This window comes from Immundisolibacter sp., from assembly GCF_041601295.1.
GTDB lineage: Bacteria > Pseudomonadota > Gammaproteobacteria > Immundisolibacterales > Immundisolibacteraceae > Immundisolibacter.
This window is the reverse complement of the sequence record NZ_JBFIII010000099.1, coordinates 1-10,581: the sequence shown is the minus strand read 5'-3', so window position 1 is coordinate 10,581 and position 10,581 is coordinate 1. Positions and strand designations below refer to the sequence as shown.

Annotated in this window: 14 protein-coding genes; 12 read left to right on the top strand and 2 right to left on the bottom strand. The window is 62.7% G+C overall.

The genetic code is table 11. From position 1 onward, the window contains the following. On the bottom strand, positions 1 to 434 hold a 434-nt coding region (locus ABZF37_RS11950), incomplete at its 3' end, for an FAD-dependent oxidoreductase (RefSeq protein ID WP_372720208.1). Between the two features lie 47 nt (positions 435 to 481). Continuing rightward, positions 482 to 1,075, bottom strand: a complete 594-nt coding sequence (locus tag ABZF37_RS11945) for a hypothetical protein (RefSeq protein ID WP_372720206.1) — start codon at positions 1,073 to 1,075, stop codon at positions 482 to 484. Positions 1,076 to 1,282: 207 nt separating this feature from the next. On the opposite strand from ABZF37_RS11945, the gene ABZF37_RS11940 reads away from it, so the two are divergent. The 12 genes from ABZF37_RS11940 to ABZF37_RS11885 form a co-directional block, all read left to right on the top strand. After that, positions 1,283 to 1,669 (top strand): hypothetical protein, encoded by a 387-nt coding sequence (locus ABZF37_RS11940; protein WP_372720204.1) that lies wholly within the window; start codon positions 1,283 to 1,285, stop codon positions 1,667 to 1,669. Between the two features lie 60 nt (positions 1,670 to 1,729). Beyond that, entirely contained in the window at positions 1,730 to 2,560 is an 831-nt protein-coding gene (locus ABZF37_RS11935; protein ID WP_372720202.1) for a protocatechuate 3,4-dioxygenase, read from the top strand. A gap of 24 nt (positions 2,561 to 2,584) precedes the next feature. Continuing rightward, positions 2,585 to 3,841: a Rieske 2Fe-2S domain-containing protein gene (locus ABZF37_RS11930; protein WP_372720200.1), complete on the top strand. Its 1,257-nt coding sequence runs from the start codon at positions 2,585 to 2,587 to the stop codon at positions 3,839 to 3,841. A gap of 106 nt (positions 3,842 to 3,947) precedes the next feature. Continuing rightward, positions 3,948 to 5,300, top strand: coding sequence for an aromatic ring-hydroxylating dioxygenase subunit alpha (locus tag ABZF37_RS11925; RefSeq protein WP_372720198.1), 1,353 nt, complete (start codon positions 3,948 to 3,950; stop codon positions 5,298 to 5,300). Beyond that, complete coding sequence (locus ABZF37_RS11920) at positions 5,297 to 5,863, top strand: 3-phenylpropionate/cinnamic acid dioxygenase subunit beta (RefSeq protein ID WP_372720196.1); 567 nt, start codon at positions 5,297 to 5,299, stop codon at positions 5,861 to 5,863. The genes ABZF37_RS11925 and ABZF37_RS11920 overlap by 4 nt, the downstream gene beginning before the upstream one ends. 16 nt (positions 5,864 to 5,879) lie before the next feature. Further along, entirely contained in the window at positions 5,880 to 6,176 is a 297-nt protein-coding gene (locus ABZF37_RS11915; RefSeq protein ID WP_372720194.1) for a hypothetical protein, read from the top strand. Positions 6,177 to 6,198: 22 nt separating this feature from the next. After that, positions 6,199 to 7,032 carry a protocatechuate 3,4-dioxygenase gene (locus tag ABZF37_RS11910; RefSeq protein WP_372720192.1) on the top strand — a complete coding sequence of 278 codons (834 nt, stop codon included), beginning with the start codon at positions 6,199 to 6,201 and terminating at the stop codon, positions 7,030 to 7,032. Positions 7,033 to 7,048: 16 nt separating this feature from the next. Continuing rightward, on the top strand, positions 7,049 to 7,522 hold the full coding sequence (locus ABZF37_RS11905) for an aromatic-ring-hydroxylating dioxygenase subunit beta (RefSeq protein ID WP_372720190.1): 474 nt from the start codon (positions 7,049 to 7,051) through the stop codon (positions 7,520 to 7,522). A 230-nt stretch (positions 7,523 to 7,752) separates the two neighbouring features. Continuing rightward, complete coding sequence (locus tag ABZF37_RS11900; RefSeq protein ID WP_372720188.1) at positions 7,753 to 8,505, top strand: SDR family NAD(P)-dependent oxidoreductase; 753 nt, start codon at positions 7,753 to 7,755, stop codon at positions 8,503 to 8,505. Between the two features lie 55 nt (positions 8,506 to 8,560). After that, positions 8,561 to 9,367, top strand: coding sequence for an SDR family NAD(P)-dependent oxidoreductase (locus tag ABZF37_RS11895; protein WP_372720186.1), 807 nt, complete (start codon positions 8,561 to 8,563; stop codon positions 9,365 to 9,367). 90 nt (positions 9,368 to 9,457) lie between these two features. Continuing rightward, entirely contained in the window at positions 9,458 to 9,946 is a 489-nt protein-coding gene (locus ABZF37_RS11890; protein ID WP_372720184.1) for an aromatic-ring-hydroxylating dioxygenase subunit beta, read from the top strand. 188 nt (positions 9,947 to 10,134) lie between these two features. After that, on the top strand, positions 10,135 to 10,581 hold a 447-nt coding region (locus tag ABZF37_RS11885), incomplete at its 3' end, for a 2Fe-2S iron-sulfur cluster-binding protein (RefSeq protein ID WP_372720182.1).

Below are 10,581 nucleotides of genomic sequence, written 5' to 3'. Positions count from 1 at the left end.
AGCTTGTAGCCTTTTTTCTGGATGTACTCGTACAGCTGAAAATAGGTGACGCCGGGTTCGACCAGCGCGTAGGCGAACTCTTCGTTCACCTCGATGATGCGATTCATGCGCTTCAAATCGACTACCACGTAGCCGGATTTGCGCGGCGCGGGGCCGCCATAGGCAAAGTTCTTGCCGCTGGAGATGGTCCACAGCGGCACCCGGTAGTCGTTGGCGATTTTCAGGATCTTCTGGATTTCCTCGACGCCGTCAGGAGCGACCACCGCCGAGGGCAGAAAGGCATCGTCATCCAAGGTCGAATAGGCATCGCGGTAGCTGCGCAGCGCCGGACCGTCTTCGTAAAAGACCCATTTATCGCCGACCACGGCGCGCATTTCTTTCACCGCTTGCTGAAACTGCTGGGGTGTCAGCCAGTCGGGCAGCACCTGGGGCATGGGCTTATCTCCTCGGCAAATTGTGGACGGCGGGACCGGCCAGTGGCTTAACTGCGGGGCGCGGGCACCAGAATCCAGGACACGAGTTGGCCGGGGCTGCCTTGCGGGCGCGCGGCGCGGCAGCTAAGCTCATGCCGATCGGCACATTCCTGGTCCATCGTCAGGCGCGGGATGGCATTACCCAGCGCACTCGGCCAACTATCCGCACTGGTCTTGAGCAGCGTCGCCAGGTCGGCGAGCCAGGCGGCGTTGCCGAGCAGACGGTGGCGCAGTTGCTCATCGCCCAGATGGGTGTGTTCGCCGCGGTAGGCCAAGGCGTACCCCTGGGGACCGGCCACCTGCTGGGCGATAACCAGGGCCGTGTGCGTGGTCAGCCCGACCACGGCCCGGCCGGCGGTCAGGGCCTCGGGCAGTATGCCCAGGACCACGCCGGGGTCATTGCCGACGCCATGGCTGCGGTAGGCCTGGCCGGCTATTGCCGCCAGAAAGGCGTCGCCTTCGGGATATCGGGTATCACATACCGCCTCATACGGGCGGTTGGCAGGCATCGCTCTTGCTCGCGCGGCAGCATTTGCCGCAGGCATCAGCGACGTCAGTCCGGCCAGACTGCCGCCCCGCAAGAATTCGCGGCGCGAAACCATAAGCTCTCCTCCTGCAGGTGATAACGTAGTGCGCCAGTTGGCCGGCAAACCACGCGGTTGGGCATCATAGCCTTGCCGAAACCCGGCCGCAAACCGTGTCTCGACCTGAATGGCGGCGATGGCCGGGCAATCGGTACACTGCCCCAACCGATCGGCTGGTCAGCGGCCAGTTTGAGGCGGGGTACATACACGAACGGAGGACGCAGAATGAGCGTGCACGCAGTGGAAAGAGTGTTTTGGGAGTTCGGCAACAAGCCCTCGCGCATCGAGGCGTTTCGGCGCGACCCGGATGCTTATCTGAAGGCTTACCAGCTGACGCCGGCGGAGCAGGCCATGATTCGTCACGTGGATCTGAAGGCGCTGGCCGCGCATGGTGTCAATACCCTGTTGACGCTGATGGTGTGGCCGTTGCTGAAAGGCGCCGACGAGATGCCCTTCGATTATCTGGTTCACATGAACGACGGCAAGTTGCCCGACATGGGGATGACCGGTTTCAAGGCGATCGGCCTGAAGGGGTACATTCGTTTTCGACAACTGCGCGGGGCACTGCGGCGTGCACTCGGACGCGGCGGGCCGGCCAGGGTCGGCGCGTGATGCCGACACCGGGCGAGACAGTTACGGTTCATGGTTCCTTAATTTAAGGAGGATATGCGCATGGCAAGCATCGTCGGCGGATTCTGCGTACCACACGATCCCGCCATCACGGCCTTTCCGGAAGTCGCCAACCAGCGCCAGGCGAAAAACATCATGGCGGGCTTCGAGCGCGTCGTGAAACGCATTGCCGAACTGGGCGCCGATACGGCGATTGTGGTCGGGGACGATCATTTCGCCCTGTTCGGGCCGCATTGCCAGCCGAGTTTCCTGATCGGCATCGGTGACGTCGACGGGCCTGAGGAAAACTGGATGCGCGTCGATCGCTACCCGGTGCCCAACAATGTGCCGCTGGCCGAGCACATCATGAACTATGGCTTCGATAACGGGTTTGACTGGTCGGTTGCCAAGTCGCTGACGCTGGATCACGGCACCATGATTCCGGTGCACCTGGCGGTTACACCGAATCGCGGCGTGCGCACGATCCCTATCTATACGGCGGCGGCCGTGACGCCTCTGCTGCGCATGAAGCGCGCCCTGGCCCTGGGACGTATGATCGGCGCCGCCGTCGCGGCTTTTCCGGGCGACGACAAGGTGGTGATGATGGGCTGCGGTGGCATCAGTCACCGGGTGGGCACGGCCGACATGGGGCGGGTCAACGAGCCCTTCGACCGGATGATCCTGGACCTGGTGGTGCGCGGCGACGTGGAGGCGATGGCCGGACTCGATGATGCCTACGTGCTGGAACAGGGCGGAAACGGTGCCTTCGAGATTCGCAACTGGATCATTGCCATGGCCGCCATGCCGCGTTTCCACGGCGAGGTGATTTGCTACGAGCCGGTGCCTGAGTGGATCACCGGCCTGGGCCTGGCCGAACTGAAAGTTGCGGCCTGAGTTCGCCCGCCGGCCCGGCGCCACATGAACGCACCACACGCCGTTTCGGCTATTTGGCCGCGCGCCGAACTGACCGAAGTCCCCTACGCGCTGTACACCGACCCGGCGGTCTACGCCCTGGAGCAGGAGCGCCTGTTTCGTGGACCCACGTGGAATTATCTTGGCCTGAAGCCAGAGCTGCCGAACCCCGGCGACTTCAAGACCAACGTCGTCGGCGATACGCCGGTGGTGCTGTGCCGCGACACCGACGGCAGCCTGCACGCCTGGGTCAACCGCTGCGCCCACCGTGGCGCGCTGGTGTGTCGTGAACTGCGCGGCAACAGCGCCTCCGGCACGCACACTTGCGTCTACCACCAATGGGCTTACGATAACCAGGGTGCGTTGATCGGCGTGCCGTTTCGCAAGGGCTTGGGCGGCAAGGGCGGTTACCCGGCGGACTTTGATATGGCCAGCCACGGCTTGCAAAAGCTGCGCGTCGAGTGCGTCGAGTCGATGGTGTTCGCCACCTTCGACGAGCAGGCCGAGCCGCTGCAGGACTACCTGGGGCCGGTCATGCTGGCCAATATCCGGCGCGTGCTCGGACGACCGATCGAACTGCTGGGCACGACTCGTCAGCAGATGCGCGGCAACTGGAAGCTGTACGCTGAAAACACCCGTGACAGCTACCACGGCGCCCTGCTACACCTGTTTTACCCAACCTTTGGTATTTACCGCCCGGCACAGGACAGCGCGGCGGTCATGGACGAGGGTCACCGCTTCCACAACCTGTTTCAGATCATGACCTCCGGTAGCGGCGGCGATGTTTCCGAATACCAGAACAAGGGCATGCGGGCCATGCCAGCGGCCGACGCGCTGGCCGACCGACGCGTGATCGAGTTCAAGGATGACTACGGTGACGGTGTGTCCCTGACCATCCAGTCCTTGTTCCCAAACGTCGTACTGCAGCAGATCCAGAACACCCTGGCCACGCGCCAGATCGTTACCCGCGGCATCTCGGACACCGAAGTGGTGTGGACCTTCTTTGGCTACCTTGGCGAAAGCGCCGAAGTGCGTGCGCATCGCCTGCGCAACATCAACCTGGTCGGCCCGGCCGGTTTCATTTCCATGGAAGACGGCGAAGCGGTCGAGATCGTCCAGCACGGATTGGTTGGCGTGGAAGCGAACGCAGGTTCGGTGCTGGCCATGGGCGGTGACAGCGACAGCGATCTCGACCGTTTGGGTATGGACGAGAACTCCATTCGTGGCTTCTGGCGCGGCTATCGACAGTTCATGCAACTGTGATCAGATCGTCCGCCGGTTTAATGTGGACGAACAGCGCTTGCGGCATAATCGACCCCCCGCCGGATTGGGAACGGGGTTGGGCCGCTGCGCTACACGGAGGTGAATTGTGGTCAAAGTAAACGAGCTGGTGGATGTCGCGAACGGCATTCAAAGCAAACGGGTGTTCTGGGACCAGGAGGTCTACGAACAGGAGTTGGAGCGGGTCTTTGGCCGCTGCTGGCTGTTCTTGACCCATGAGAGCCAGATCCCGGATTTCGGCGACTTCGTGACCGCCTATATGGGCGAGGACAAGGTTATCGTGGTGCGCCAGAAGGACGGCTCAATCAAGGCGCTCCTGAATTCCTGTACCCACCGCGGCAACCAGGTTTGCCACGCCGATTCCGGCAACGCCAAGGCCTTCACGTGCAACTACCACGGCTGGTCGTTCGGCGCGGATGGCGCGCTGGCGGCGTTGCCGATGGAGCAGTCGGCCTATTACGGGCAGTTGGACCGCTCCAAGGTAGGCTTGCGGGAGGTGGCCAAGGTGGCCAGTTATCGCGGCTTCGTGTTCGGTTGTTTCGATCCTGCCGCGCCCAGCCTTGAGGATTACCTCGGCGACATGGCTTGGTACCTGGATACCTGGATGGACGGTACTGGTGGCGCGGAACTGGTTGGCCCGCCGATGAAATCCATCCTGCGTTGCAACTGGAAGGTTCCGGCGGAGAATTTCATCGGCGACGGCTATCACGTCGGCTGGACACACGCAGCGGCCATCAAAATCCTCGGCGGGCCATTAGCCGGCTTGGCTGGCAATGCGGAATTTCCCCTCGACGATGCCGGCCTGCAGGTGACGACCCGACACGGACACGGCTTTGGCGTGATCCTGGACGGAGTGGGCCTCATCCACGATGATCCGGCCTATCGCGAATACGCCTACGCCAACGTGCCCGCGGTGACTGAAAAGCTGGGCGAGTGGCGGGCCAAGCTTTACACAGGCCACTGGAACGCCGGAATTTTTCCCAACTGTTCGTACCTCTACGGCACCAACACCTTCAAGGTGTGGAATCCGCGTGGGCCTAACGAAATAGAGGTCTGGACCTGGACCCTGGTCGAGAAAGCCATGTCACCCGAACTGAAGGCCGAGGTGGTCAAGCAGGCCATTCATACCTTTGGTACCGCCGGCACGCTGGAGAGCGACGACGGCGAGAACATGGAGACCTGCACCTGGTCCAATCGCGGGCCGCAAACCCGCAAGGGCGTGATGAATAGCCAGATGGGCCAGATCAACGACGGCGAGCACCCGGATCTGCCCGGCGTCATAGGCAAGAACTTCATCGGCGAAACGTCGTATCGCGGTTTCTATCGCTTCTGGGCGGAATTGATGCAGGCGCAGGACTGGGATGCGGTACGCGCCAACGACGTGGCCTGGAAAGAACCCCTGATCGGTGGCGCTGTCAAGGCCGCGGGGCGTGCGGCATGAACGCGCCAACCCTGCAAGCATTCAGCCCGGTGCAGCCCGACGAGACCCGGCCCGCGGAGTTGGCGCTGCATCACGAGGTGACGCAGTTCTATTACCGCGAGGCACGGTTGCAAAATCGGCGGCAGGCCCGGCAGTGGCTGGAGACCCTGGTGGATCCGGACGTCCACTACTGGCTACCGATCGTCGAGGATCGTTTCGTGCGCGACAACCGCGCCGCGCCGACTCCGCAGGATCCGGCTATTTATAACGACAACTACGCCGACCTCAGCAACCGGGTCGACAGGCTCGAAACGGGCCTGGTATGGATGGAAGACCCGCCCGGCCGGGCGCGGTTCCTGGTCAACAATATCGAGGTCTACCACACCGCCCAGGAAGAGTTGCTCGGCACCTACTGCAATGTCCACGTCTATCGCAACCGGCGCCAGCGGGACGAGACGCACCATTTCTACGGCCGGGAAGACCTGTTGCGCCGCGACGAATCCGGCCAGTTGCGGCTTTTCCGGCGCAAGATCATGCTCGATCAACGGGTGGTGCTGGACAAGAACCTGTATCTGTTCCTGTAGAAAGCTGGAGTACGACGTGAGCCTCAATGCCGTTGAGAAAGTGTTCTGGGAGTTCGGCACCGATCCGGACCGCATCGCGGCCTTCCGGGCCGATCCGGACGGCTATCTTGCCGCCTACCCGCTGGAGCCCGACGAGCGGGACATGGTCAAGCGGGTTGACCTGAAGGCCCTGGCCGAGCGTGGCGTCAGCACCCTGCTGACCATGATGGTCTGGCCGATGCTCAAGGGCCCCGAGGGCATGCCGTTCTCGTATCTTGAGCACATGAACGGCGGTGTTATGCCGCCGTTCCCCGGCATGCCGCCGCAATCCTGACCCACCCCACGGAGTACATCGCATGGCCCAGATCGTTGGCGGCTTCATCATGCCGCATGACCCCCTTATCACCGGTAACCCGGAAATCGCCGACGCCAGCCAGGTAGCGACGGTCGAAGAGGCTTTTGGGCGCGTGGTCGGGCGGGTGAAGGAACTCAAGGCCGATACCGCGATCGTGATTGGCGACGACCACTTCACCATGTTCGGGCCGCACTGTTTGCCGCCGTACCTGATTGGCATCGGTGACGTCGAAGGGCCGGAAGAGAACTGGCTGCGCATCGATCGCTACACGGTGCCGAACAACACCGCGCTGGCCGAGCACATCATGAATTTCGGCTTCGACCAGGGCTTCGATTGGGCCGTCGCCAAGTCCTTGGTGCTGGATCACGGCACGATGATTCCGGTCCACAAGGCAGTCACGCCGGTGCCGGGCATGCGCACCATCCCTATCTACACAGCCTCGGGCGTAACGCCGCTGCTGCGCACCAAGCGCGCCAAGCAGCTTGGCCAGATGATCGGCGCGGCCGTGGCTGCCTACCCGGGCGATGACCGCGTGGTGGTTTACGGTACCGGTGGCATCAGCCACTGGGTCGGTACGGCCGAGATGGGGCGCGTCAATACCGAGTTCGACCGCCTGGTGCTGGGCATGGTCGAGCGCGGTGACATCGATGGCCTGGTCGACCTCAGCGACGAGTATGTGCTTGAACATGGTGGGAATGGCGCGTTTGAGATCCGTAACTGGATCGTTGCCATGGCGGCCATGCCGAGCAACATTCGCGGCGAATTACTCTGCTATGAACCGATGCCGCCGTGGATCACCGGCATTGGCCTGGCGGAACTGAAGTTCGCCGCCTGACCGGAGTTTTGTATCCATGAGCCAATTACCCCTGCGCTACGAGGTCGAGGAACTGATCCACGCCTACGTGCAGTGCATCGACGACGGCCTGCTTGAAGCCTGGCCGGATTTCTTTATCGACGAGTGCGTGTACAAGGTCATCCCACGCGAGAACGTGGACCTTGGCCTGCCGGTGTCGGTGATGTTCTGCGACAGCAAGGGCATGCTGCGCGATCGCATCGTGGCGCTGCGCAAGGCCAACATCTACGCGCCGCATTTTTATCGACACCTGGTCAGCAACGTGCGGGTGCTCAGCGACGAGGGCGGCGTCATTACGGCGCAGACCAACTACGTAGTGTTTCAGACCCTGCTGGACGGCGAAACGCGGATCTACAACGCCGGCAAGTACCTGGACCAGATAGTGCGGATGGACGGTGATCTGCGCTTCAAGGAAAAGCTGTGCATCTTCGATACCAATCGCATCCAGACCCTGATGGTGACGCCGATCTAGTATCCATGCGATGGCGAACGCGAGCGCCGAGTAATGGGTAAACCGCCCCGCCGAAGTACGCCTCCGGCGGGGCGGTTTGCATTTGACGTGACGTTTCTCGCTGTCGGGGGTGGGCTATAGTGTGATCGTGCTGAACGGCTGTTCGGTTGCGGCGGCCGCTGGTTCGCACGCGGCACGGACCTGAACGTTATTCCGATGTTCTGAATGAAGCGATTTCCATGGAGGCGTGCATGGAGAGCAGATTCAATGGCCGCAGTGCCATCGTTACCGGTGCTGCCAGTGGTATGGGGCAAGCCACGGCGCTGCGCCTGGCTGCCGAGGGCGCGTGTGTATGCCTGGCGGATGTGGATGAGGCTGGCAACCAAAGGACGCTGGCGAGCATCCGTGCCGTAGGCGGTGAAGCATTTGCCTGCCAGTGCGATGTCACCGACGAGGCGAGCGTGGTGGCCATGGCCGTGCGTACCGAGCAGGCCTACGGCCCGGTGCGGATTCTGTTCAACAACGCCGGCATCGAAGACCACGACGGCAACAGCGACGAGCTGAGCGTGGATAACTGGGATCGCATCCAGGCGGTCAACACCCGCGGCGTATTCCTGGTTGCCAAGCACGCCATTCAGAGCATGCTGCGCGGTGGCGGCGGGGTCATTACCAGCACCTCGTCCATCGGTGGGCTGATCGGTGGCCCGGGGCTGCACTCTTACAGCGCGTCAAAGGGCGCGGTGATCTCGCTCACGCGCGCCCTGGCGGTGACCTACGCACGTCAGGGCATTCGCGCCAACGCCATTTGCCCGGGCCTGGTCCTGACGCCGATGGTGGAACGCATCGGGCCGCAGTTTCTGCAGATGGCCCTGGGCATGACGCCGCTTGGACGTGGCGCGGAACCGTCCGAGGTGGCTAATCTGGTGGCTTTTCTGTCGTCCGACGAGGCCGGTTTCATTACCGGCTCGATCATCCCCATCGATGGTGGCTTTACAGCCCAGTAAGCGAGTCGGATTACGTGACGGCCAGGAGTCCTGATTTCTGTTGCCTGGAGACCGTATGAGTATCAGCTTGGATATGTTCCGGCTGGATGGCCGGCTGGCTCTGGTCACCGGCGCGGGTGGTGGATTGGGCCGCGTCTTTGCGCAGGTGCTGGCGGTGGCCGGCGCGCGCGTGTGCTGCGCGGACCTTGACCTTGGTGGCGCCCGGGAGACCGCGGACCTGATCGCCGCGGCCGGCGGGCAGGCCGAGGCGCGGGCGGTGGATGTGGCGGATGTGGAGTCGGTCGATGTGCTCGCGCGCGCGCTGCAAGCGGGCGGGCGGCTCGATGTCCTGGTGAACAACGCCGGCATCGCTACCCGCACCGCCCGCGTCCACGAGATGCCGGTGGCGGACTGGGACCGGCTGCACGCGGTCAACACCCGCGGCGTGTTCCTGGTGACGCGGGCCTGTCTGCCCCTGATGCTGCGTGCCGGCAAGGGTTCGGTAATCAATCTGGCATCCGTGGCGGCCCTGGTGGGCGTCACTCCCGAATTGCCGGCGGTGGCCGCCAACTATTCCGCATCCAAGGGTGCGGTGGTCGGTTTCACGCGGCAGGCGGCGGTGGAGTACGCGGCGGATGGCATTCGCTTCAACGCCATTGCTCCGGGCTGGCACCTGGGCACCCAGCTCGGCCGGGAGTCGTTGGGCAGCTGGCAACCCGAGCAGTTGCAGGCGTTTCTGGCCGGCATCGAGGCGCGCACGCCGATGGGCCGGACTGCCCAGCCCGAGGAACTGGCAGGGCTGTGCCTGTACCTGGCCAGCGATGCCTCGGGCTTCATGACCGGCCAAATCATCGCCAACGACGGCGGCTGGACTGCCTGGTGAGCGTGGACAGTCGCGGCCGTATCCGCTAGCATCCAACGCCTTTTCCGACGCCAAAATTCAAACATATCTAGAGTCCAGGAGAGACCATCCATGAGTGATCAGTATTCCAAGGTTTTGGCCCTGCTATTCGAGGAGGCGGCGGCGCTTGACGAAAAGCGTTGGGATGATTGGCTGGCCTTGTTCACCACCGACGTCGAGTACTGGATGCCGGCCTGGGACAGTGAGCATGAGTTGACGCAGGACCCGACCAGCGAAATCTCACTGACCTACTACAACGACCGTAATGGTCTCGAAGACCGCATCTGGCGCATCAAGTCCGGCATGTCGTCGGCGTCGACGCCTTTGCCTCGCACTTGCCATCTGGTGACGAACATCCGCGTAGGCGAAGCTGTTGACGGGGTATTGCCGGTCAAGGCGACCTGGCAGGCAAATGCTTACCGCAACGAGCGCACCGATTCGTTCTACGGCACTTACGAGTATGGGTTGCGTGAGGAACAGGGAAAGCTGGTTATCGCGCGCAAGAAAATTGTGCTGATGAACGACGTGATCCCGTCGGTGGTCGATATTTATAACGTCTGAGCTCTGGTCGCCCCGGCCGGTACGGCTCCGGCGTCCGTGGGGATGCTGGGGCCGTTTCGTTTTTTGATTGCCGGGCTCGAGCCTCGGGTGTGTCGCCCTGGATAGGGACGAGCAACATGCCTGCCGGGGTAGCTTGGGCGCATTACTGGCCTATCCGGGCGGTCTGGTGCACAGCAAAGGAAGTGCGAATGTTCGGGTTTTTCAAGCGCGGTTCCAAGGAGCCGGGCCGTTTACGCATCGAGCCGCTAGGTGTCGATATAGAGGTGCTGGCTAGCCAGAGCGTGCTGCAGGCGGCGCTGGAGGCCGGCGTCGACTTTCCCCACAGCTGCAAGGTGGGGACCTGCATGGCGTGTCGCAGTCGGCTGTTGAGCGGCAAGGTCAAGGCGATCCGTGACTTCTCTTATGTACTGAGCGCCGAGGAACTCAAGGCCGGCTATATCCTTGCCTGTCAGGCCAAGGTGGCGCCGGGCGAGGAAATCACGCTCGAAGTGGACATTGACAGTCGGCGTCCACATTTTCAGCAGATGACCTGCCAGGGCCGTATCACGGCGCAGATTCCGCTCACCCACGATATCGTCGAGCTGCGTTTGCAGATCGACCAGCCTCTGGAGTATGCCGCTGGTCAGTATGCGGCT